Origin of the sequence: Pantoea sp. USHLN298, from assembly GCF_037149395.1 — a bacterium.
GTDB lineage: Bacteria > Pseudomonadota > Gammaproteobacteria > Enterobacterales > Enterobacteriaceae > Pantoea > Pantoea astica.
The window spans coordinates 145,275-169,626 of record NZ_JBBCRO010000004.1 but is presented as its reverse complement, the minus strand read 5'-3'; the positions used below and the strand labels follow the sequence as shown (position 1 = coordinate 169,626).

Annotated in this window: 17 protein-coding genes and 1 riboswitch; of the genes, 4 read left to right on the top strand and 13 right to left on the bottom strand. The window is 57.7% G+C overall.

All coding sequences use genetic code 11. The annotated features are described in order from the left end of the window. Nucleotides 1–13 precede the first annotated feature (13 nt). Nucleotides 14–2,386 carry an LPS assembly protein LptD gene (lptD, locus tag WFK59_RS11800; RefSeq protein WP_233985326.1) on the bottom strand — a complete coding sequence of 791 codons (2,373 nt, stop codon included), beginning with the start codon at nt 2,384–2,386 and terminating at the stop codon, nt 14–16. A 182-nt stretch (nt 2,387–2,568) separates the two neighbouring features. On the opposite strand from lptD, the gene djlA reads away from it, so the two are divergent. Then, the gene (gene djlA / locus WFK59_RS11795; protein ID WP_336755862.1) at nt 2,569–3,378 is read left to right on the top strand and encodes a co-chaperone DjlA; all 810 of its coding nucleotides are present in this window, start codon (nt 2,569–2,571) and stop codon (nt 3,376–3,378) included. Between the two features lie 53 nt (nt 3,379–3,431). Here djlA and rluA read toward each other — a convergent pair whose 3' ends face one another. The 3 genes from rluA to polB all read right to left on the bottom strand — a co-directional run bounded on the left by rluA (nt 3,432) and on the right by polB (nt 9,547). Beyond that, on the bottom strand, nt 3,432–4,085 hold the full coding sequence (gene rluA, locus WFK59_RS11790) for a bifunctional tRNA pseudouridine(32) synthase/23S rRNA pseudouridine(746) synthase RluA (RefSeq protein ID WP_233985325.1): 654 nt from the start codon (nt 4,083–4,085) through the stop codon (nt 3,432–3,434). A 39-nt stretch (nt 4,086–4,124) separates the two neighbouring features. Then, nucleotides 4,125–7,031, bottom strand: a complete 2,907-nt coding sequence (rapA, locus tag WFK59_RS11785; protein ID WP_233985324.1) for an RNA polymerase-associated protein RapA — start codon at nt 7,029–7,031, stop codon at nt 4,125–4,127. A 155-nt stretch (nt 7,032–7,186) separates the two neighbouring features. Further along, a complete protein-coding gene (gene polB / locus WFK59_RS11780) occupies nt 7,187–9,547 on the bottom strand; it encodes a DNA polymerase II (protein WP_233985323.1) in 2,361 nt (786 codons plus the stop codon). Between the two features lie 170 nt (nt 9,548–9,717). On the opposite strand from polB, the gene WFK59_RS11775 reads away from it, so the two are divergent. After that, nucleotides 9,718–10,482 (top strand): DedA family protein, encoded by a 765-nt coding sequence (locus WFK59_RS11775; RefSeq protein WP_336755861.1) that lies wholly within the window; start codon nt 9,718–9,720, stop codon nt 10,480–10,482. A gap of 1 nt (nt 10,483) precedes the next feature. Here the strand turns inward: WFK59_RS11775 and thiQ are convergent, their stop codons facing one another. From thiQ to sgrR, 4 genes are all read right to left on the bottom strand, one after another. Continuing rightward, nucleotides 10,484–11,185, bottom strand: a complete 702-nt coding sequence (gene thiQ, locus WFK59_RS11770; RefSeq protein ID WP_233985321.1) for a thiamine ABC transporter ATP-binding protein ThiQ — start codon at nt 11,183–11,185, stop codon at nt 10,484–10,486. Then, nucleotides 11,169–12,779 carry a thiamine/thiamine pyrophosphate ABC transporter permease ThiP gene (thiP, locus tag WFK59_RS11765; protein WP_233985320.1) on the bottom strand — a complete coding sequence of 537 codons (1,611 nt, stop codon included), beginning with the start codon at nt 12,777–12,779 and terminating at the stop codon, nt 11,169–11,171. Before thiP ends, thiQ begins: the two co-directional genes overlap by 17 nt. After that, entirely contained in the window at nt 12,755–13,741 is a 987-nt protein-coding gene (gene thiB, locus WFK59_RS11760) for a thiamine ABC transporter substrate binding subunit (protein ID WP_336755860.1), read from the bottom strand. The genes thiP and thiB overlap by 25 nt, the downstream gene beginning before the upstream one ends. Before the next feature lie 45 nt (nt 13,742–13,786). Beyond that, a riboswitch (TPP riboswitch) is annotated at nt 13,787–13,878 on the bottom strand. 35 nt (nt 13,879–13,913) lie between these two features. Then, a complete protein-coding gene (sgrR, locus tag WFK59_RS11755; protein ID WP_336755859.1) occupies nt 13,914–15,575 on the bottom strand; it encodes an HTH-type transcriptional regulator SgrR in 1,662 nt (553 codons plus the stop codon). A 253-nt stretch (nt 15,576–15,828) separates the two neighbouring features. On the opposite strand from sgrR, the gene WFK59_RS11750 reads away from it, so the two are divergent. Next, the gene (locus tag WFK59_RS11750; RefSeq protein ID WP_336755858.1) at nt 15,829–17,007 is read left to right on the top strand and encodes an MFS transporter; all 1,179 of its coding nucleotides are present in this window, start codon (nt 15,829–15,831) and stop codon (nt 17,005–17,007) included. A gap of 38 nt (nt 17,008–17,045) precedes the next feature. Here the strand turns inward: WFK59_RS11750 and leuD are convergent, their stop codons facing one another. From leuD to leuL, 5 genes are all read right to left on the bottom strand, one after another. Further along, nucleotides 17,046–17,651 (bottom strand): 3-isopropylmalate dehydratase small subunit, encoded by a 606-nt coding sequence (gene leuD, locus WFK59_RS11745; RefSeq protein ID WP_094119250.1) that lies wholly within the window; start codon nt 17,649–17,651, stop codon nt 17,046–17,048. Between the two features lie 3 nt (nt 17,652–17,654). Further along, entirely contained in the window at nt 17,655–19,058 is a 1,404-nt protein-coding gene (gene leuC / locus WFK59_RS11740; RefSeq protein ID WP_094119251.1) for a 3-isopropylmalate dehydratase large subunit, read from the bottom strand. 4 nt (nt 19,059–19,062) lie between these two features. Further along, nucleotides 19,063–20,154, bottom strand: coding sequence for a 3-isopropylmalate dehydrogenase (leuB, locus tag WFK59_RS11735; protein ID WP_233985315.1), 1,092 nt, complete (start codon nt 20,152–20,154; stop codon nt 19,063–19,065). Nucleotides 20,155–20,156: 2 nt separating this feature from the next. Continuing rightward, nucleotides 20,157–21,719, bottom strand: a complete 1,563-nt coding sequence (leuA, locus tag WFK59_RS11730) for a 2-isopropylmalate synthase (protein ID WP_233985314.1) — start codon at nt 21,717–21,719, stop codon at nt 20,157–20,159. 90 nt (nt 21,720–21,809) lie between these two features. After that, nucleotides 21,810–21,893: a leu operon leader peptide gene (gene leuL, locus WFK59_RS22110; protein WP_122983613.1), complete on the bottom strand. Its 84-nt coding sequence runs from the start codon at nt 21,891–21,893 to the stop codon at nt 21,810–21,812. Between the two features lie 732 nt (nt 21,894–22,625). Here leuL and ilvI point away from each other — a divergent pair. After that, nucleotides 22,626–24,350, top strand: coding sequence for an acetolactate synthase 3 large subunit (gene ilvI, locus WFK59_RS11725; RefSeq protein WP_233985313.1), 1,725 nt, complete (start codon nt 22,626–22,628; stop codon nt 24,348–24,350). Nucleotides 24,351–24,352: the final 2 nt, after the last annotated feature.

The following is a 24,352-nucleotide window of genomic DNA, read 5'->3' as shown; positions in this document are numbered from 1 at the left end:
AAACATCACAACATCAGAAAGCGCGCTGGTAAGGAATGATGCCCTGACGCAGCATTTGGTTGGTGCCTAAGCCATAGTTGGAACTCAGACCACGCAACTCAATGTTGAATGAGATTTGGTTGTCATACTTACTGTCGTCATTTTCCCAACCGTTAATTTTGCGCTCGTAGCCCAGGCGAATGGCGTAACAGCATGAGCTGTATTGCAGGCCAACCAGTTGCGATGCCGGACGCGTGTTGCGGGTATCGTAGTAGTAAGCGCCTACGACAGACCATGCATCCGCAATCGGCCAGCTGGCCGTGGTGCCGACCTGAGAAATCCCGTTTTTGTAGATCGGGTTATTCACCAGCGTACTGTCATTCAGTGCGGTCGCCACGTATTCCGGGCTGCTGTAGCGGTAGCTCAGCTGCACCATACGATCGGCATCACGACGGTATTCCAGCACCGCATTTCCCTGGGAGACGTTATCGAGTTTGGTATCATACTGAATCCCACCCCGAACGCCCCAACGATCGCTTACTTTCCAGTATGTATCGCCAGCCCAGATCAGGCTGCCGGTATCATCTTCTTCACTGGTCTGATTAACGCCAGTGCGTGAAGGGGTAAACGAGTAGATTTGACCCACGGAAACGTTAAAACGTTCAACCAGATCGTTATCATAAATACGTGAGGTGACGCCGGTCGCCACTTCGTTGGCCGACGCGATGCGATCCAGGCCGCTATAGGTACGGTCGCGGAACAGACCGGTATAGTCGGTTTGCAGCTGGGTCGAGTCGTAAGGATAGATATTGCTCTGGTCGCGATACGGGATATAGAGATACTGCACCCGCGGTTCCAGCGTCTGGGTATAGCCTGCCGCCGAGCTCATGTCGCGGTCAAACACCATCCGGCCATCTACTTTAAACTGCGGCAGGGTACGGTTGACGGACTCATCGAGCGTGCCGCTCTTACCATTTACGTTGGCGTAATTGTTGTTGTAGAAATCGACATCCGTTTGCTGATAGTGGGTCGCCAGCAGCTTCGCTTCGGTATCCAGACTGGCCCAGCCGTTAGAGAGCGGCAGGTTCAGGGTTGGTTCAATGTGTAAACGGGTCGCTTCAGGATAGCGATCGCTGACGTTAGTGAACTTCACCGCCTGGGCGTAGATACGGCCATCAAACGGACCGATATCGTTCTGATAGAAATTGAGGTCCAGCTGCGGCATCGCACGGTAGACATTGCTGCTGCTGGTGTCGCCAAAGACCTGGAAGTCTTTGGTCGAGAGCGTGGCATCCCAGTTGGTGTCAGCGTAGCCGATACTGAATTTCTGCGTAGCGTAGTTGTCGGTCGAGCTGTAGTACTTCGAGTCGAGATCGTTGAAGTAGTACTGGTCGCTGACCTTGGTGTAGTCGGCGCTGAAACGCCAGTTCTTGTCGTAGACACCGGCGTGACGCCAGTAGAATAACCAGCGGTCAGAACTGTCGTCCTCGGCGATGCCGCGCACCGCTTTGTCGTTATCGTACTGTTTGTCCGAGCCCAGATAGTCGAACTCCACCAGACCTGCACCAGCCACAGTCAGATAACGAAATTCGTTTTCAAACTGCATGCCGCGCTTACTCATGTAGTGCGGCGTGATGGTGGCATCGGCCTGCGGCGCGATGTTCCAGTAATAGGGCAGCACAAATTCAAAGCCGTTGTTGCTGCCATATTTTGCATTTGGGATCAGGAAACCGGAGCGGCGGCGATCGCCGATCGGTAACTGCAGATAGGGACTGTAGAACACCGGTACCGAGCCGAGCTTAAAGCGGGCGTTCCAGATCTCCGCCACTTCCTCCTCACGGTCCTGAATGACTTCCGAACCCACCACGCTCCAGCTGTTGGAACCTGGCAGACAGGAGGTGAAGCTGCCGTTTTCCAGAATGGTATAGCGGTTATTGCCGCGCAGCTTCATCTGGTCAGCGGTGCCGCGCCCCTGACGATCCACCATCTGGTAGTCGCCATTCCAGACGTTGGTGTCTTTGCTGTTGAGGTTTGACCAGGCTTTCGGACCTTTCAGGATGACCTGATTGTCGTCGTAGTGCACATTACCGAGGGCATCGACGGTACGAACCGGCGTGGTCTGGCCCTCCTGCTGACGCTGATGAAGTTGTACTTCATCCGCCTGCATCCGGCTGTTGCCCTGTTCAATATTCACATTGCCGGTGAAGACCGCATCATTGGGGTAATTCCCCTTTGCGGCGTCGGAGTGAATGGTCACCGGCAGCTGGTTAGTGTCGCCACTTACCAGCGGGCGGTTATAACTCGGCACGCCTAACATACACTGCGACATCAAATCGTCGGCAAAGGCTTGCTGGCTAATGGCTGAGCCGATCAGAGTGGCCAGCAGGGTAGGTATATGTTTTTTCATACGCGGTATCGAGAATTCCATGAAAACTGGCATCATGCCGACAATCGGGTCAGAGACTAACTTACTGCCCGGCGTTGTGCCAGCGTTAATCCTTTTCTGTCCGCGTTGCCGTTAGGCGCTGAGATAAATGACAGGTATGATAATGCAATTTTCAGCCGCAAGCATGGCGAATTGAGGAGTTTATGCGCTACTGGGGAAAAGTTGTGGGTCTGGCGGTGGGATTACTTTCCGGTGCAGGCTTTTGGGGTATTGTGATCGGTTTGATCATTGGCCATATGATTGACAAAGTTCGCGGCGCACAAGGCAAGGCTTACTTCTCGAATAATCAAACCCGACAGACGCTGTTTTTCAGCACCACCTTTCAGGTGATGGGCCATCTGACCAAGTCAAAAGGGCGCGTCACCGAAGCGGATATCCAGATTGCTTCGCTATTAATGGAGCGGATGCAACTGCACGGCGAATCGCGTACGGCGGCACAGCGCGCGTTCCGCGAAGGCAAGCAGGCCGATTATCCATTACGCAGCAAGCTACGCGAACTGCGCAGCGCCTGTTTCGGACGCTTTGACCTGATTCGGATGTTTCTTGAGATTCAGATTCAGGCCGCCTTCGCGGACGGTTCACTGCATCCTAATGAGCGTCAGGTGCTCTACGTGATTGCGGAAGAGCTGGGAATATCGCGCGGTCAGTTCGATCAGTTCCTGCGGATGATGGAAGGCGGTCAGCAATTCGGCGGCGGTCAGCGTTCATCCGGTGGCTTCCAGCAGGCGCAACGCGGACCGACGCTGGAAGATGCCTGTAGCGTGCTGGGCGTAAAGAGCAGCGATGATGCCACCACCATCAAACGCGCCTACCGCAAGCTGATGACGGAGCACCATCCCGATAAGCTGGTGGCCAAAGGGCTGCCGCCAGAGATGATGGAGATGGCGAAGCAGAAAGCGCAGGAAATTCAGGCAGCTTACGACCTGATCCGCAAAGAGAAAGGGTTTAAATAATCGCGCTGTTGCCGTGACGTCTTTCCCGACGTCACGGGCTGCCCGGCCGGTGATTAAAAGTCGGCGGGCTGTCGGAAGGTCATGAGGTTACCGAAAGCGGGATGGGTAATGGTCAGGGACTCCGCATGCAGCAACAGACGGGGTGCCATCGCTTTGGCCTCCGGATGCGCATAAAAGTTATCGCCCAGAATCGGATGTCCCAGCGCCAGCAAGTGTACCCGCAGCTGATGTGACCGGCCGGTAATGGGTTTCAGCGACACGCGTGCGCTGTTATCGGCGCGATACTCCAGCACCTGATATTCAGTCTGTGCGGCTTTGCCGGTCTCAAAGCAGACTTTCTGCTTCGGTCGGTTGGGCCAGTCGCAAATCAGCGGCAGATCAATCAGCCCCTTCTCCTCTGCCGGATGGCCCCAGACGCAGGCGACATAGCGCTTAGCCGGCTCACGCTCCCGAAACTGCCGTTTCAGCTCGCGCTCTGCCGCTTTGGTCAGCGCCACCACAATCACGCCGCTGGTGGCCATATCCAGCCGGTGTACCGACTCTGCCTGCGGGTAATCACGCTGGATCCGCGTCATCACGCTATCTTTATGTTCGTCCAGCCGGCCCGGCACTGAGAGCAGGCCGCTGGGCTTGTTCACCACCATGATGTGCGCATCCTGATAGAGGATGTGCAGCCAGGGTTCACGCGGTGGATTGTAGGGTTCCATGCATCTTTCCAAAAATAAGGGGCCATGCGGCCCCTGAGCTTACTGGTGAGTCACCACAATCAGGCGCAGCGCGTCGAGACGCCAGTTAGCCTCATCGAGGCTTTCCAGCACCTGCTGACGGTTACTTTCCAGCGCCTCGATTTCATCTTCACGAATGTTCGGGTTGACCGCTTTCAGCGCTTCCAGGCGGGAGAGTTCCGCACCCAGCTTCTCGTTCGCTTCTGCGCGGGCAGCATCAATCACCGCACGCGCTTCGCTGACCACCTTCTCTTCGCCCTGGGTCAGAATGGCGTGGACATCCTGCTGTACCGCGTTGACCAGCTTACTGCCGGTATGGCGGTTAACGGCATTCAGCTGACGGTTGAAGCTTTCAAACTCCACCTTGCCCGCCAGGTTGGTACCGTTACGATCCAGCAGCAGACGGATTGGCGTCGGCGGCAGGAAGCGGGTCAGCTGCAGATGCTTCGGTGCCTGCGCTTCGACCACGTAGATCAGCTCGACCAGCAGCGTACCGACCGGCAGCGCCTTGTTCTTCAGCAGCGAGATGGCGCTGCTGCCGGTATCACCCGACAGGATCAGATCCAGACCATTGCGGATCAGCGGATGTTCCCAGGTAATGAACTGGGTATCTTCGCGTGACAGCGCCTGTTCGCGGTTAAAGGTGATGGTACAGCCATCTTCCGGCAGGCCAGGGAAGTCGGGCACCAGCATATGATCGGATGGCGTCAGCACGATCAGGTTATCGCTGCGATCTTCCTGATTGATACCAACGATATCAAACAGGTTAAGCGCGAAGTTCACCAGGCCGGTATCATCGTCCTGATCAGCGATCGCATTCGCCAGCGCCTGAGCCGCGTCGCCGCCGTTGGAGTTCAGCTCCAGCAGGCGATCGCGTCCCTGTTCCAGCTGCAGTTTCAGCGCATCATGCTGCTTACGGCAGTCAGTGATAAAGGCATCGAAGCCGTCACTGTTTTCCGGTGCCGCCAGATAGTCGATCAGCTGCGAATGCACGCTGTCATAAATGGTGCGGCCGGTCGGGCAGGTATGTTCAAACGCATCCAGCCCTTCGTGATACCAGCGCAGTAACACCGCCTGTGCGGTCTTCTCCAGCCACGGCACCAGGATCTGGATATCGTGCGCCTGACCAATACGATCGAGACGACCGATACGCTGCTCAAGCAGATCCGGGTTAAACGGCAGATCGAACATTACCAGACGGCTGGCGAACTGGAAGTTACGGCCTTCTGAACCGATTTCTGAGCAGAGCAGCACCTGCGCGCCGTTCTCTTCCGAAGCAAACCACGCCGCAGCACGGTCACGTTCGATGATCGACAGACCCTCATGGAACACCGCCGCCCGGATACCTTCGCGCTCACGCAATACCTGCTCCAGTTGCAGCGCCGTGGCGGCCTTGGCGCAGATCACCAGCACTTTCTCTTTACGGTTGCTGGTGAGGTAACCCATCAGCCACTCCACGCGCGGATCGAAGTTCCACCAGGTGCCGCTGTCGCCTTCAAATTCCTGATAAATCTGTTCCGGATAGAGCAGGTCACGCGCGCGTTCTTCTGCGCTTTTACGGGCGCCCATAATGCCGGAGACTTTAATCGCGGTCTGATACTGCGCTGGCAGCGGCAGACGAATCTGGTGCAGTTCGCGTTTCGGGAACCCTTTGACGCCGTTACGGGTGTTACGGAACAGCACGCGGCTGGTGCCGTGGCGATCCATCAGCATCGAGATCAGCTCCTGGCGCGCCTCCTGCTTGCCGTCACGATCGCTGTTGGCGACCTGCAGCAGCGGCTCAATATCCTGCTCGCCGACCAGATCGTTGATCCGGTTCATCTCCTGCTGCGAGACCGGCTGATCCGCCAGCAGCGCGGTCACCGCATCGGCAATCGGCCGGAAATGCTGCTGCTCTTCAACGAAAGCGGCAAAGTCGTGAAAGCGATTGGGGTCAAGCAGACGCAGACGGGCAAAGTGGCTCTCCATGCCCAGCTGTTCCGGCGTGGCGGTTAACAGCAGGACGCCAGCGGTTTTTTCCGCCAGCTGCTCAATCACCTGATATTCGCGGCTCGGTGCGCCTTCCGACCACGCCAGATGGTGCGCTTCATCGACCACCAGCAGATCCCATTCGGCATCGGCCAGCAGTTCAAGACGCTGCTTGTTGCGGCGCACAAAGTCGAGCGAACAGATAATTAACTGTTCGGTTTCAAACGGATTATCGCTGTCGTGCTGGGCTTCGGTATAGCGATCGTCATCAAACAGTGCAAAGCGCAGGTTGAAACGGCGCAGCATCTCAACCAGCCACTGATGCTGCAGCGTTTCCGGCACCACGATTAACACCCGGTCGGCACGTCCGGCCAGCAGCTGCTGCTGGATGATCATCCCGGCTTCAATGGTTTTCCCCAGTCCGACTTCATCCGCCAGCAGCACGCGTGGCGCGTGGCGACGGCCCACATCGTGGGCGATATGCAGCTGATGCGGAATCAGGTTGGTGCGCATGCCACGCAAACCGCTGATCGGCAGACGGTATTGCTCACTCTGATATTTGCGGGCGCGGAAGCGCAGGGCGAAGCGGTCCATCCGGTCGAGCTGGCCGGCGAACAGACGATCCTGCGGCTTGCTGAAGACCAGCTTACTGTCGAGCATCACTTCGCGCAGCATCACGTCGCTTTCGTCGGTATCAAGACGGGTGCCGATATAGGTCATCAGGTCATTTTCGTTGCGTACTTCATCGACTCGCATCTGCCAGCCTTCATGGCTGGTGATGGTGTCACCCGGATTGAAGATGACGCGGGTAACAGGCGAATCGTTGCGGGCGTAGAGGCGGTTTTCCCCGGTGGCCGGGAACAGCAGGGTGATCATGCGGGTATCAACCGCCACCACCGTGCCCAGTCCCAGTTCACTTTCCGTATCACTAATCCAGCGCTGACCTAATGTAAAAACCATATATTTTTAGCTCGAATTTTAACGTTTTTAGAGGTGTTCCCGGATACACAGGCAATAGGATTTCATCCAAACGAACAGGTCTGGAGAGTCTCTCTTAGCGCGGTGAGTATCAGGAAGGGCGCTATGGTACTGGATGGCAGGGCATTCGTCACCTGTCAAAAAAGACCCAACTGCCCGGTAATCAGTGTAGCAAAGTCCCCTCCGACGAAAGGTAAAATCCCGTCGGCGACCGGTTGTAACTGCTTACTGACGTAGTGATCGTAATCCAGTGGCGTGGTACGCGCCTCCAGTGGCTCCGGGCCGGCCGTCGCCATCACGTAACGAATCCGGCCGCCATTCTGGTACTGCAACGGCCGGTTTAATTTGCGATTCTGCTCATCCGCCAGCCGGGCGGCGCGGACGTGCGGCGGCACATTTTTTTCATACTCTTTCAGCGGACGGCGCAGACGTTTTTTATAAATCAGCTGATCGTCGAGTTCACCGGCCAGCAACTGCGCCACGGTAGCACGGATATAGTCCTGCCACGGCTCACGATGGAAAATCCGGCTGTAGAGCTGCTGCTGAAACTGCTGTGCCAGCGGCGTCCAGTCGGTGCGTACCGACTCCAGCCCTTTAAACACCATGCGTTCGCCCGCCGCTTCACGGATCAGGCCGGCATAGCGTTTTTTACTGCCCTGTTCAGCGCCACGAATGGTGGGCATCAGAAAACGGCAGAAGTGATTTTCATACTCCAGCTCCAGCGCGCTGGTCAGGCCCTGGGTCTGCTGCAGATGGTCACGCCACCAGGCGTTCACTTTTTGTGTCAGCTGCTGACCAATCGCGGCCGCATCCTGTTCATTGTGGGCCGATTTCAGCCAGACAAAGGTCGAATCGGTATCGCCATAAATCACATCGTAGCCTTCCGCCTCAATCAGCGTGCGGGTCTGCTGCATAATGGCGTGACCACGCATCGTAATCGAGGAGGCGAGGCGCGGATCGAAAAAGCGACAGGCGCTGGTGCCGAGCACGCCATAAAAGGCGTTCATGATAATCTTCAGCGCCTGCGACAGCGGCTGGTTGCCCTGCTTTTTGGCGGCTTCGCGGCCCAGCCAGATCTGTTCGACGATAGCGGGCAGGCAGTGGGTATGACGTGAAAAGCGCGCCTCGCGAAAGCCTTCCACCGAATCAGCATCATCAGGGTGCGCCAGCCCTTCCACCAGCCCAACCGGATCGATCAGGAAGGTACGGATAATCGACGGATAGAGGCTTTTGTAATCCAGCACCAGCACCGAGTCGTAGAGGCCTGGCCGCGAATCCATTACGTAGCCGCCAGGGCTGGCTTCCGGCGCCACATCGCCGAGGTTCGGCGCGACAAAGCCGACCCGATGCATACGCGGAATATAAAGATGACCGAACGCGGCGACCGAACCACCGTGGCGATCCACCGCCAGGCCGTTCACCGCTGCCCGTTCCAGCAAAAACGGCATGATCGCCGTTTTGTGGAAAATGCGCGTCACCAGTTCACAATCTTTCAGGTTATAGCGCGCCAGCGCTGGTTTATCGTTGGCGAAGCGCCAGTTGATCTCCTCCATGCGCTGCCACGGGTTATCGATCGCTTTGCCTTCGCCCAGTAACTGCTGCGACACCGATTCCAGGCTGAATGACGGGAAATCCCAGAAAGCGGATTTCAGCGCGTCAATACCGTCAATGATCAGCCGGCCGCTGGCCTGGGCGAAAAACACGCCGGGCTTGAAGCCGTGCTCACGCCACTCCAGCGCGCTGTTCTGACGACCCAGCCGCAGCGGAATCGCGTAGCGATCGGCGTGTTTCTGCAATACCCGCAGGTCAAACTGCACCACGTTCCAGCCGATAATCACGTCGGGATCGTGCTCAGCGAACCACTGGTTGAGTGCTTCAATCAGTTGCGGTCGGGTATCAAGGTAGATCAGTTCAAAATCGAGTGCGCTGGCATCGCCGTTTGCCGGACCGAGCATGTAGACCTGGCGCTGGCCGCAACCCTCCAGCCCGATGCAATAAAGCTCACCGTGCTGGGTGGTTTCAATATCCAGTGAGACCCATTTGAGCGGGGGCCGATAGTCAGGATGCGGCTTCAGCCGGGCGTTCACCACGCTGTCGCCCCGGGCTTCGCCATCAAACCAGACCGGTGCGGTAATAAAACGCTCCATCAGATAGCGTTCCGGCGGGCGGATATCCGCTTCATAGACCGGAATCCCCTGTTCGCGCAGCCGCTTTTCGATCTGCTGCAGCTGGCGATTCTGTCGGCAATAGAGCCCGAACACCGGGCGCTGGCGAAAATCTTTCAGTTCGAGCGGCTGGATGCGCAGCTGACGCTCATCCTTCAGCAGCTCGCTGACCTGAGACTGAAACTCACGCGGAATAAACGCTACTGACTCCTGAACCGGCAGCACCACGCGCTGCGCACCCTGATCGGTAGCGAGCCAGAGGATAATTTCGCTGCCTTGCGGCGTATCGCGCCAGTGGCGGGTAAGCAGAAAACCTGCGCGGGGCCTATTCACATCGTCTCCAGACTCAGGATTTTTGATCGGTGAGAAAACCCGCTCAGTATAACATGGATATTTATACAGTTCCGCCGCTGGGTTTTGTCAACATTGTCCTACAATTCTTGCCTTGACGCTGTGTAGCTGGCTCTGGACAATCCAGCCTTCTGCTTTTTCTAAGGAAGTTTATGGAAGCCTGGGTTCAACACCTGTTTACGCAGTCGCTGGAGTGGGCGCTGTTTGCGGTGGCGCTGGTCACCTTTCTGGAATCGCTGGCGCTGGTCGGGCTGTTGCTGCCGGGTACCGTGCTGATGGCGAGTCTGGGCGCGCTGGTGGGGAGCGGACAGATTGGTCTTTATCCGGCCTGGGCGGCGGGTTTTGTCGGTTGCCTGATTGGCGACTGGGTTTCCTACGGGATCGGCTGGAAATTTCAGGGGCCGCTACATCGCTGGAAGTATCTGCAAAAGTACAAAGGTCTGCTGGATAAAACCGAACATGCGCTGCATCAGCACAGCATGTTTACCATTCTGGTCGGGCGCTTTGTCGGGCCGACGCGTCCGCTGATCCCGCTGGCCGCGGGGATGCTGGAGCTGCCGGTACGTAAATTCCTGCCGCCTAATCTGATTGGCTGCCTGCTGTGGCCACCGCTCTATCTGATGCCCGGCATCCTGGCGGGCGTGGCGGTGGATGTTCCCGAGGCGGCGCAGGGCGGCAACTTTAAGTGGCTGCTGCTGGCGGCCGCGATTGTGGTGTGGCTGGGTGGCTGGCTGGGCTGGCGCTGGTGGCGCAGTGGCAGGAGTCAGGACTGGGCGACCGCGTATCTGCCGCCGGAACGGCTGCGCTGGCTGGGACCGCTGGGGCTGGCGATCGCCATCGCCGCCTTCGTCGGCATTCAGTTCCATCCGATGATGCCGATTTTCCGCCATCTGCTGTGGCAGGTCTTCTTCGAGTAATTCAGCGGCGCGGGATGCCCAGCACCTCGGCTTCCCGCGTCTCGCCCGACAGCAACTGTCGGGTCGCGCCATCCCAGTAAACCCGACCATCAACAATCACTACGCTGCGCGGCGCGATTTGCTGCGCATCTTCCAGACTGTGCGACACCATCAGCAGCGTGATGCTGCGCGCTTCACACACCGAGCGCACCAGCTGCAGCATTTCGCTGCGCAGCGCCGGGTCGAGCGCCGAAAACGGCTCATCCAGCAGCAGCACTGGCCGGTCACGCAGCAGGCAGCGCGCCAGCGCCACGCGCTGACGTTGTCCACCCGACAGCTCGCCCGGCAGCCGCGCCAGCAGATCGCCCAGCCCCACCTGTTCGGCCAGCGCAGCCAGCTGCTGACGCTGATCGGCGTTCAGTTTCAATCCCGGATGCAATCCCAGCGCCATGTTCTGCTGCACGCTGAGGTGCGGAAACAGGTTGTTCTCCTGAAACAGCATCGAAACCGGCCGCCTGGCCGGTACGCTGTGGCTGTGGTCCTGACCATCAATCAGCAGCGTGCCCTGACGAATCGGCAGAAATCCGGCGATCAGACTGAGCAACGTGCTTTTTCCCGCCCCGCTTGGGCCGAGGATCGCCAGACGCTCGCCGCGCCCGGCGTGCAGGCTGAAGCGCATCGGCAGATGCTGATAAAGGTAGGTAAGGTTATTCAGAGTCAGCATGGCGGCCCGGTAATTTTTCCATCAGGGTGAACAGTAACAAACAGAGTAACAGCAGCAGCAGGGCGGTCACTGCGCCATCGGCACCGCGATAGGCACCGATCTGTTGATAAAGGTAGAACGGCAGCGTGCGGAAGTCGGCGTTACCAAACAGCGCCACGACACCAAAATCACCAATCGACAGCACGCAGGCAAACGCCAGCGCCTGCGCCAGCGGACGCTTCAGCGCCCGCAGTTCAATCAGTCGCAGCCGATTCCAGCCGTGGATATCCAGTGATTCGCAGAGTCTGCCGTAGCGCCCGGCGACGTCACGCATCGGGTTTTCCAGCACTTTCAGCGCATAGGGAATGGCGATCAGCGCATTGGTGAAGATCACCAGCCCATCCGCCGAGTCCGGCAGGCCGACGGTGGCGTTAAACAGCAAAAAGAAACCGGTCGCCAGCACGATCCCGGGCATGGCCAGAATCAGCATACCGCTGGTGTCGATCAGCTGCGCCGCGACCGGATGCTGGCGCAGGCGCAACTCGCGACTGCTCCACAGCAGCATCAGCGTCAGTGTGACACAGAGCAGACCGGCACCCAGCGCAATACGCAACGAGGTCAGCGTCGCCTGCCACAGTGCTGGCTGGGCCAGCGCGCCGCGCAACCCGCCGTGCAAACCATCCACCACCACTGCCGCCAGCGGCGGCAACAGCAGCAGTAACGCCAGCACAATCAGCAGGCCATCGGTCAGCTGCGCCAGGCGCGAATCCTGCGGATCGCGCCAGCCGTGCAGCTGGCTGGTGCCGACGGGAATCGCCTTGCTGAAACGCTGGCTAAGCAGCACCAGCGTCAGACAGCAGCCGAGCTGGATCAGCGCCAGCAGGGCGGCCCGTCCGGGATCGTAGTCGTAACTGAGCGCCTGGAAGATCGCCAGTTCAATGGTGGTGGCCTGCGGCCCGCCGCCCAGCGAAAGCACGGTGGCGAAGCTGGCGAAGCAGAGCATAAAGATCAGCGCGCCGGTCGGCAGCAGCTGACGACGCAGCCACGGCCACTCCAGCAAGCGAAAGTGGTGCCAGCCGCGCAGATCAAGCTGCGCCGCCAGCTGGCGCTGTTCCGCCGGAATACTTTCCAGCGCCTGCAGCATCAGGCGCGTCGCCAGCGGCAGGTTAAAAAAGACGTGTGCCAGCAAAATGCCCTGCAACCCATAGGGCGAGAAGCGATAATCGATGCCGATCAGCTGACAAATCTGCGCCAGCCAGCCGACGCGACCATAGACCGTCAGCAAGCCGAACACCGCCACCAGCACCGGCAGCACCAGCGTCATGGCGCACAGGCGCAGCAATAACTGGCGGCCGGGAAAGCGGCGTCGATAAAGGGCGCGGGCCAGCGGCAGGGCGGGCAGCAGCGACAGCAGGGCAGAGAGCAGCGCCTGACCAAAGGAGAAGGCGATAACGTGATGCAGATACGCGTCCTGCAGCACGCTGCGCCAGTCGGTGACCGGCGCGGCATTCCACAGTGAGCCAAAGGCGAACAGCGCCACGCTGATTAACAGCAGCGTGGCGAGCGAACCAGGAATCAGCCAGCGCGGCATCAGCGGCTGACGGCGCGTTGCCACTGGCTAATCCAGCCTGAACGCTGGCTGGCAACCTCTTCCGGCGAGTATTGCAGCGCGGTGGTGGGCACCTTCAGTGTCGAAAATCCGGCCGGCAGGGTGGTGTTGATCACCGGATACATCCAGTTGCCGGTCGGGATGGTGTTCTGGAACGCAGGCGACACCATAAATTGCATGAACTGCTGCGCCAGTTTCGGCTGTTTGCTGCTGGCTAACTGTGCGGCGACCTCAACCTGCAGATAGTGACCTTCGGCAAACGGCGCGGCGGCGTAGTTCTCTTTTTTCTCTTCGATGAGGTGGTAAGCCGGCGAGGTGGTATAGCTCAGCACCAGATCGCCTTCCCCTTTCAGGAACAGGCCGTAGGCTTCACTCCAGCCCTTGGTGACGGTCACGGTTTTCTGCGCCAGCTTTTGCCACGCCTGCGGTGCCTGATCGCCATAGACTTTTTGCATCCACAGCAGCAGACCTAACCCCGGTGTACTGGTGCGCGGATCTTCGTAGATCACCCGCCATTTTTCCGGGCTCTCTACCAGCTCTTTCAGGCTTTTCGGCGGATTTTTCAGGCGGGTTTTGTCATAGACGAAGGCGAAATAGCCGTAGTCAAACGGGATAAAGGTGCTGTCGTGCCAGCCGCCCGGTAGCGTTAGTTGCGCGGTATCGACCTGACTGGCGGCGAACAGGCCGGTTTTTTGCGCCGCCTGCAGCAGGTTGTTATCCAGTCCCAGTACCACATCGGCTTTGCTGTTTTTGCCTTCCATCCGCACGCGATTCAGCAGCGATACGCCATCTTCCAGCGTGACAAATTTCAGTTCGCAGTCGCACTGCGCTTCAAAGGCTTTTTTAATCGCCGGGCCTGGGCCCCAGTCAGCGGAGAAGGAGTCGTAGGTGTAGACCGTGAGCACCGGTTTAGCCGCCAGGACCGGCGTGGAGAGTAACAGCAGCAGTGGCAGAACTTTGTTTAACACTTTGCGCTCCTTCGGGAGAATAGGGGATGAGTCGCAAAGGATCTGAGCAGCAGGTCTCTCAAATCCCTACGTCGGTATTAACCGAATCAGGTTCGACGGGTCTTTCTCAGCCGCACGCGGCACCCCGTTGAGAACGTCACATTCTAGTCATTTCAGCCGTAGCGCGAAAGCGTTACAGCGCGGGCGGCGCAAACCAGGCCGATTTAAAATCGAACCAGCCCAGCGTATTCATCCGTACGCCGCGCATACTGCGCTGACCTTCCAGCAGCAGCCAGTGATGAAACAGTGGATGCAGCCCGGCGTCTTCCACTAACCGCTTACTCCATTCCGCCAGCGGCAGCGCCTTTTCGCGCCAGCGGGCGGCATCAGCCTGCCAGTCAATCGGCAGGCAGTGATGCAGCAGCGGGATCTCATACAGCTGCGCAAACAGTGAATAATTCAGCGGCAGGGTAAAGTTCACGCTGCCGAGCCAGATGTCACTTTCCGCTTCACCCTGATACCAGCTTTCGTAGCTGATCTCGCGGGTCTCCAGCGTGACGCCGTGCTGCGCCAGCAGCGGACGCAATGCATTGGCGATCCCTTCGTGCTCGACGTGCTGGCTATACCAGGTCAGCGTCAGATGGGTCAGGCCGGGCGGCTTTTCTACCGGCGTCAGATCGCGCCGGTGATGCCAGCGCGGCAGCAGGCCATAGGCTGGAAACCAGTAGCGCTGATAACCCACGCCAGCATGATTGAGCAGGGCGATAGGGTTAAACAGATAGCTGACCCAGCGCCGTATCGCCTCGTCGCGGCCCTTCTCTGAGCGCTGATCGAACAGCAAATAGTAGCAACCCTCTTCGAGGCGGCTCTCTTCCTGCACCTCATCTGCGCCGTCGCCCTGCAGACGTACGCCCGCATAGACCAGTTCGTCGCTGATATCCGGCAAGACCCAGATAGAGACGTCATCAATCAGGGCGCGAAAGCCGAAGTAATCATCAAAGGCTTCAATCTTCAGCTGGCTTTCCTGATTGCGGATCACGCTGTACGGGCCGGTGCCAATCGGCTGGCGGGCAAAGTCGCGCAGCGTCGGCCACTCGCGCGGCAGGATCATGGCGCTGACGCTGGCCAGCAACCAGGGTAACCAGTCGTCGGGCTGGTTTAAGGTGATATCCAGCGTCCAGGGCGCGGGCGAGTCGATCTGCTGAATGTGGGAAAACAGCGGCTGCTGGCGCTGACGTTCCAGCGAATCGATCACGTCGGCCATCTCCAGCTCGCGACCATGATGAAAGCGAATCGCCGGACGCAGAAAGAAGCGCCAGTGTAGCGGGGAGGTTTGCTGCCAGTGGTGGGCGATATCAGCCTCGATTTCCCCGTTTTCCTCATTTATGCGCGTCAGGCCGTTGAAAATCTGGCGGGCAATATGGGTTTCGGAGCGGCGCAGGGCGGAGCCGGGTTGAAGATTAAGCAGCGGACGGTAGTAAAGCACCCGCAGAATGTGTTTGCCCTGGCGGAAGCTGCGGCCAAGGTGGGCGCCAATCATCTGCCTGACCTGATTTTTATCGCCGACCAGCTGCACCAGCTGATCGATGCGATCCTGCTCCAGCAGATCCTCCGCCCGCTGCTGCTGTAGCGCCAGGCCGGTGTAGCAAAAAGTGAGCTGCGAGCGCTTACCGCGTCCGGCCTCAGCCTGCCAGATCAACCAGCCGGCAGCCTGCATCCGGTTGAGTAAATTACGCATATGACGACGCGAGCAGTGCAGCAGGTCAGCCAGTTCACTGAGGGTGATCTCCTGCGTCTGACCCTGACAGCTTTGCCACAGGCGAATAAACTGCTGCTTCAGACGAGATGAGGACATAAAAGAGGAACTCCTGCTGAAAAGCGCTCTGTTTTTCTTGCCCTATTTTAAGAGCAAACTTTCCCTTATGGGAAGAGCGGGAGGCATTCAGCAATGAATGGCGTTCGACCCTCATGCCGCTGTTCAGCGGGATGCTTTTCTGAGTAGGGTGCATTTACACCGCCAGCAGATGATCTCTGCTGGCTTTTTTCATGCTGCACGGTATCGTCTACCCTTCTTCTCTTCCCCTGTTCATCCTGTAAGGGATTTCGGTATGAAATCGCTGTTAACGCGGCAGCGCCGCATCAATCCGGTCTACCTCGCTTTTATGGTCGCCTCGTTCATGCTGGGCGTGGCCGGTGCGCTGCAGGCACCGACGCTCAGCCTGTTTTTAACCCGCGAGGTGCAGGCTCGCCCATTCTGGGTCGGGCTGTTTTTCACCATCAACGCGGTGGCCGGTATCGTGGTGAGTATGCTGGTGGCGAAGCGATCGGACAGCGTCGGCGATCGCCGTAACATCATTCTGTTTTGCTGCCTGATGGCGCTGGTCAATGCGCTGCTGTTTGCTTTTACCCGCCATTATCTGACGCTGATTACCCTTGGGGTGCTACTGTCGGCGCTGGCCAGCGTGTCGATGCCGCAACTGTTCGCGCTGGCGCGTGAATATGCCGATCAGTCGGCGCGGGAAGCGGTGATGTTCAGTTCAGTGATGCGTGCGCAGCTGTCGCTGGCGTGGGTAATCGGACCGCCGCTGTCATTCGCGCTGGCGCTAAACTACGGCTTCGTAACGCTGTTTATGGTGGCGGCAGCACTGTTTCTGATCTGCATTCTGCTGGTGTGGTTTACTCTGCCGTCGGTACCGCGTGCCACACCGCTGCTGCAAAGCGGCGGCCTGCCGCTGAGCGGCTGGCGCGACCGGGATGTGCGTTTACTGTTCATCGCCTCGGTGACCATGTGGACCTGCAATACCATGTATATCATCGATATGCCGCTCTACATCAGTACCACGCTGGGATTGCCGGAAAAGCTGGCCGGCCTGCTGATGGGCACCGCCGCCGGGCTGGAGATCCCGGTGATGCTGCTGGCCGGACATTACGCCCGTAAAGTGGGCAAACGGCGGCTGATGTTGCTGGCCGTGGCGGCCGGTGTGCTGTTCTACCTCGGGCTGGTGCTGTTTAATTCGCGTACCTCTTTGATGGTGTTACAGCTGTTTAATGCGGTCTTTGTCGGGATTATCGCCGGGATCGGCATGTTGTGGTTTCAGGATTTAATGCCGGGGCGGCCAGGTGCGGCGACAACGATGTTCACTAACTCCATTTCAACCGGCATGATTCTGGCGGGAGTGATTCAGGGAACCCTGAGTGAGCGGCTGGGACATGAGGCGGTTTACTGGCTGGCGTTTGGGCTGGCGATAGTGGCTTTGGTGATGTCGGCGCGGGTGCGCGACGTATAAAGAAGCAGGGCGACGTCAGCGTCGCCCTGTCATGATGATCAGCGCAGGTAGGCTGGTTGATTCTGCTCATACTGCGAGATTGACGCTTCATGCTGCAGCGTCAGGCCGATGCTGTCGAGGCCGTTAATCATGCAGTGACGGCGGAAGCTGTCGAGCTCAAACGGATAGACTTTATCTCCCGCAGTGACCGTCTGCGCTTCCAGATCGACCGTAAAGCGAATGCCGGGCTGGGCCGCCACCAGTTTAAACATCTCATCCACTTCCTGTTCGCTTAATTTCACCGGAAGCAGCTGGTTATTGAAGCTGTTGCCGTAAAAAATGTCAGCGAAGCTCGGCGCAATCACCACGTGAAAACCGAAATCGGTCAGCGCCCACGGCGCATGCTCACGAGAAGAGCCGCAGCCGAAGTTTTCGCGCGCCAGCAGAATGCTGGTGCCTTTGAACTCCGGCTTGTTGAGTACAAAACCGGGTGTCGGCACCGTACCGGCATCATCTTCAAAGCGCCAGTCGTGGAACAGATGCTGGCCGAAACCGGTACGGGTCACTTTCTGTAAAAACTGCTTAGGAATGATGGCGTCAGTATCAACGTTAGCCGCATCCAGTGGCGCAACAATGCCGGTGTGTTGGGTAAATTTATTCGCCATGACTCAGGCTCCTGTCAGTTGACGGATGTCAGCAAAATGGCCGGTGACGGCAGCTGCCGCAGCCATTGCCGGGCTGACCAGATGCGTCCGGCCACCGCGGCCCTGACGACCTTCAAAATTGCGGTTGCTGGTTGAGGCGCAGCGCTCGCCCGGATTCAGGCGGTCGTTGTTCATCGCCAGACACATTGAGCAACCTGGCAGACGCCATTCAAAACCCGCTTCCAGGAAGATTTTATCCAGACCTTCCGCTTCGGCCTGGGCTTTGACCGGGCCGGAACCCGGCACCACCATGGCGATCACGCCTGGCGCAACTTTACGACCTTTGGCGATGGCGGCCGCGGCACGCAGATCTTCAATGCGTGAGTTGGTGCAGGAGCCGATAAAGACTTTATCAATCGCCACATCGGTCAGCTTAATGCCCGGCTGCAGATTCATGTAGGCCAGCGCTTTCTCCGCTGAAGCACGCTCGACCGGATCGGCGAACGAGGCGGGATTCGGGATCACCTGATCGACGGCAATTACCTGACCCGGATTGGTACCCCAGGTGACCTGAGGAGCGATCTCTTCTGCATGCAGAGTGACGACTGCATCAAATTTCGCGCCTTCATCGGACTTCAGCGTGCGCCAGTACGCGACAGCCTGTTCCCATTTCTCATCTTTCGGCGAGAACTGACGGCCCTTCAGGTAGTTGAAGGTAGTGTCATCCGGCGCAACCAGACCCGCTTTGGCACCCATCTCAATCGCCATATTACACAGGGTCATGCGGCCTTCCATACTCAGCGCTTCAATCGCCGGACCGCAGAACTCCACCACATGACCGGTGCCGCCCGCGCTGCCGGTTTTACCGATGATCGCCAGCACGATATCTTTGGCGGTAATGCCGGTTGCGGCTTCGCCCAGCACTTCAATTTTCATGGTTTTCGCCCGACCCTGTTTCAGCGTCTGGGTCGCGAACACATGTTCCACTTCTGAGGTGCCGATACCAAAGGCCAGCGAGCCAAAGGCGCCGTGCGTGGCGGTGTGTGAGTCGCCGCAGACGATGGTCATGCCCGGCAGCGTCATACCCTGCTCAGGACCGATAACGTGGACGATGCCCTGGAACGGGTGGTTCAGGTCATAGAGCTGGACGCCAAACTCGGCGCAGTTTTTCATCAGCTCCTGCATCTGAATACGGGCCATCTCACCCGAGGCGTTGATGTCTTTGGTCTGGGTAGAGACGTTGTGATCCATGGTGGCGAAGGTCTTTTCGGGCTGACGGACTTTACGCCCGTGCGCGCGCAGACCGTCGAACGCCTGAGGTGACGTCACTTCATGGATCAGGTGGCGATCGATGTAGAGTAACGGCGTTTCGTTCGGCGCTTCGTGGACGACATGTGCATCAAATAACTTCTGGTATAACGTTTTCATTATTTTATTTTTCCTCGGCGATAAAGCGGGCGATGATGCTGCCCATCTCATCTGTGCTGATCGCTGGGCCGTCACCGGCTAAATCTTTGGTGCGGTAGCCCTCTTCCAGCGCCCGGCTGATGGCGCGCTCAATGCTGTCGGCGGCGTCATCGGCATTCAGGCTGTAACGTAACAGCAGCGCCAGTGACAGGATCTGCGCCACCGGGTTAGCGATGTTCTGACCGGCGATATCAGGCGCAGAGCCGCCCGCCGGTTCAAACAGACCAAAACCTTCTTCGTTCAGGCTGGCGGAAGGCAGCATGCCCATTGAGCCGGTGATCATGGCGCACTCATCAGAGAGAATGTCACCGAACAGGTTAGAGCAGAGCAGTACATCAAACTGCGACGGGTCTTTGATCAGCTGCATGGTGGCATTGTCGATGTACATGTGGCTCAGCTCGACATCCGGATACTCTTTAGCGATCTCATTGACGATCTCACGCCACATCACTGAGGTCTGCAGCACGTTGGCTTTGTCGATGGAGGTCACTTTATGACGACGCTTGCGCGCTGACTCAAAGGCGATGCGGGCGATGCGTTCAATTTCGAAACGGTGGTAAACCTCGGTATCAAAGGCCCGCTCGTGCGGACCGCTGCCTTCACGGCCTTTCGGCTGGCCGAAGTAGATGCCGCCGGTCAGTTCGCGCACGCACAGAATGTCGAAACCTTTAGCGGCGATGTCGCTGCGCAGCGGACAAAAGGCTTCCAGCCCGCTGTAGAGCGCTGCCGGACGCAGGTTGCTGAACAGACGGAAATGTTTACGCAACGGCAGCAGCGCACCACGCTCAGGCTGCGAGGCGGGCGGCAGGTGTTCCCACTTAGGTCCGCCAACCGAACCGAACAGAATGGCGTCCGCCTGCTCACAGCCAGCAACGGTGGCTGGCGGTAACGGTTCGCCATGCTGGTCGATGGCGATGCCGCCGACGGCGTATTCGCTGGTGGTGATGCGCATGTCGAAGCGCTGACGAATCGCGTCTAACACTTTCATTGCCTGCGCCATCACTTCAGGGCCGATACCGTCACCCGGTAACACTGCGATATGGGAAGAACTGGACATAGTTATACCGTTTCCTTCTGATCTTTAAATTTGCGCTGCAATTCTTGCTCAACCTGTCTGGCGCGCCAGATGTTGTTCAGGGCGTTCACCATCGCTTTGGCGGAGGATTCGACGATATCGGTCGCCAGACCGACGCCGTGGAACTTACGGCCGTTGTAGCTCACGACGATATCCACCTGACCCAGCGCATTTTCGCCGTGGCCTTTGGCGGTCAGTTTGTAGTTCACCAGCTCTGCATCCAGCTGGGTGATGCGATTGATCGCCTGGTAGACGGCATCCACCGGGCCATTGCCGGTTGCGGCATCCGATTTATTCTCGTCGCCACAGCCCAGATTGACCGAGGCAGTGGCGGTAATGCTGGAGCCGGTCTGGACATTAAATTCGTGCAGCTGGAAGTGTTCCGGTTCTTCATTCTGTTTATTGATAAAGGCCAGCGCTTCCAGGTCGTAATCAAATACCTGACCTTTCTTATCCGCCAGCTTCAGGAAGGCGTCGTACAGGGTATCCAGGTTGTAATCACGTTCTGCGTAGCCCATCTCTTCCATGCGGTGTTTGACCGCCGCACGGCCTGAGCGCGAGGTCAGGTTGAGCTGAATTTTGTGCAGGCCAATCGATTCAGGCGTCAGGATTTCATAGTTTTCGCGGTTCTTCAGCACGCCATCCTGGTGAATACCGGAGGAGTGGGCGAAAGCGTTAGAGCCGACCACCGCTTTGTTCGCCGGGATCGGCATATTGCAGATCTGGCTGACCATCTGGCTGGTGCGGTAGATTTCCTGATGATTGATATTGGTGTGGACGTTCATGATCTGCTGGCGGGTTTTGATCGCCATGATCACCTCTTCCAGCGCACAGTTACCGGCACGTTCGCCCAGGCCGTTCAGCGTTCCTTCAACCTGACGCGCGCCTGCCTGCACGGCGGCGAGGGCGTTACCGGTCGCCATGCCCAGGTCATCATGGGTATGCACAGAGAGAATCGCTTTATCGATGTTTGGCACGCGCTGAATTAACTGGCTGATGATGTGCGCATATTCGCCTGGCAGGGTATAGCCAACGGTGTCGGGGATGTTGATGGTGCGGGCACCGGCGTTAATCGCCGCTTCAACCATCCGGCACAGATCATCAATCGGGGTCCGGCCGCCATCTTCACAGGAGAACTCGACGTCATCGGTATAATTGCGGGCGCGTTTCACCATCTTCACCGCACGCTCAATCACCTCTGGCAGCGTACTGCGCAGTTTAGTGGCGATGTGCATCGGCGACGTCGCGATGAAAGTATGAATACGGAAGGCTTCGGCAACGCGCAGTGATTCGTAAGCGGCGTCAATATCTTTCTCTACACAGCGCGCCAGACCGCAGACCCGGCTGTTTTTAATGGTGCGAGCGATAGTCTGTACGGATTCAAAATCACCGGGAGAAGAGACCGGAAAACCAACCTCCATAACGTCAACGCCCATGCGCTCCAGCGCTAATGCGATCTGCAATTTTTCTTTCACACTCAGGCTGGCCTGTAATGCCTGCTCACCGTCGCGCAGAGTGGTATCGAAAATAATGACTTGCTGGCTCATCGTAATCATCCTTATGCATTTCTCTTGCCTTGCAACGAGCATAAAAAAACCCGCGACAGGCGCGGGTTTTTAACTTTCAGCAGGTTTGAATCAGTGTTTGATTCCGCCCACAAGTCTACCGCGCAAACTGAATGCGTTTAGTAGTAGACCGAGTAGGCGAGAAGAACGAAACATGGATTCAAACCTCATAAAATTTTGTGCTGCACATATTGGTACTGGAATCCCCCAGCGATGTCAACCTTGAATGAAGGGCTATTTTTTGCGGCGATGAAGGAAAATATTCTGTCAGATATCGGTGAAGCAGCGTAATGCACAGCAGCCTACGCGGTGCGGGTTAAAACGGGTTGCTGTGGGCGGTGTGATGACGCCTGTTGTTTTTTAATTTATTGAAATTAAAAGGTTATTTGGTTTCTCTGTCACGCAGCCTGGTGACAATTATTTTCGCCTGTTCAGCATAATCGTATGAACTTTTATGGTTTTAAGGTTAATTACGCCAGAAAAGAAATGAGACAGGAAATTGTGGGCTGTGTCAGGCGGCAATAACTTTTCGCTATTTCTTAGATCGCGCTGAAAATAATTTCATCGCCAGCATTTTCCTCTGCGGTTCTGCGGCGTAATTAGTTTAATCGGCGTAGCCCTTTCTTATCGCGCAGAGCCTTTACGTTCGCACGGTTTAATTTGCGCGAGTTTGCGGTTTGCCTGCCAGGTTAACTGCGGTTATGGTAATCGACCTACTCTCAAAACAATGAACTCAACAGAATTCTCTGTATCCGGACAGCGGAATGCGTTTCCGTCGTGCGGGCATAAACATAAGGTTTTGATCTTACATTGGCAAAGCAGGTATCGGGGTGACGTAACGCGCAAGGCACGTTAGCGCAGCCCGGTCCTCACGCCTGGAGGCAGAAGATGGAGATGTTGTCAGGAGCCGAAATGGTCGTCCGTTCGTTAATCGATCAGGGCGTTAAGCAGGTATTCGGTTATCCGGGTGGCGCGGTATTAGATATTTACGACGCGCTGCAAACCGTCGGAGGTATCGACCACGTTCTGGTGCGCCATGAACAGGGCGCGGTGCACATGGCTGATGGCCTGGCGCGCGCGACCGGCGAAGTCGGCGTGGTGCTGGTGACGTCCGGACCCGGCGCCACCAATGCGATTACCGGTATCGCAACCGCCTATATGGATTCAATCCCGCTGGTGATTCTGTCGGGCCAGGTGCCGTCGTCGCTGATCGGCTATGACGCCTTTCAGGAGTGCGATATGGTCGGCATCTCCCGTCCGGTGGTGAAACACAGTTTCCTGGTGAAAAACACCGAAGAGATCCCGACGGTGCTGAAAAAAGCATTCTGGCTGGCCTCCACGGGACGTCCGGGACCGGTGGTGATCGATCTGCCGAAGGACATTCTGAATCCGGCCAACAAACTGCCTTATCACTGGCCGGAAGAAGTAAGCATGCGCTCTTATAACCCGACGATTCAGGGGCATAAAGGGCAGATCAAGCGCGCACTGAATACGCTGCTGGCCGCGCACAAACCGGTGATGTATGTCGGCGGGGGTGCCATTACCGCAGGCTGTGAGGCGGAGCTGCTGCAGCTGGCGGAGAGCCTGAATATTCCGGTGACCACCTCGCTGATGGGGCTGGGTGCGTTTCCTGGCACTCATCGTCAGTGCGTGGGGATGCTGGGGATGCACGGCACTTACGAAGCCAACATGACGATGCACAACGCTGACCTGATTTTTGGCGTCGGGGTGCGCTTTGATGACCGTACCACCAATAACCTGGCAAAATATTGCCCGGATGCCACGGTGATGCACATCGATATCGATCCGACCTCCATTTCGAAAACGGTGGCGGCCGATATTCCCATCGTGGGTGATGCCCGCCAGGTGCTGCAGCAGATGCTGGAGTTACTGGCTCAAACCGACAGCAAACAGCCGCTCGATAGCCTGCGCGACTGGTGGCAGTCGATAGAGGGCTGGCGCAGTCGTCACTGCCTGGAGTTTGATCGCACCAGCGCGAAAATCAAGCCGCAGGCGGTCATCGAAACCATCTGCCGCCTGACCAAAGGGGACGCCTATGTCACCTCTGACGTTGGTCAGCATCAGATGTTCGCAGCGCTCTACTACCAGTTTGATAAGCCACGCCGCTGGATCAACTCCGGTGGCCTCGGCACCATGGGCTTTGGCCTGCCGGCGGCGCTGGGTGTGAAAATGGCATTGCCGGATGAAACCGTTATTTGTGTCACCGGTGACGGCAGTATCCAGATGAACATTCAGGAGCTCTCCACCGCGCTGCAGTACAATCTGCCAGTGCTGGTGCTGAACCTCAACAACCGTTTCCTTGGCATGGTGAAGCAGTGGCAGGATATGATCTATTCTGGCCGTCACTCCCAGTCTTATATGGAGTCGCTGCCCGATTTTGTCCGTCTGGCTGAAGCCTACGGCCATGTGGGGATCGCCATTGAGCATCCGGCTGAGCTGGAAGAGAAGCTGGCGCTGGCGCTGGAAACGCTGGCGCAGGGCCGTCTGGTGTTTGTGGATGTCACCGTCGACGGCAGCGAGCACGTTTACCCGATGCAGATTCGCGGTGGCAGCATGGATGAGATGTGGTTAAGCAAAACGGAGAGGACATAACT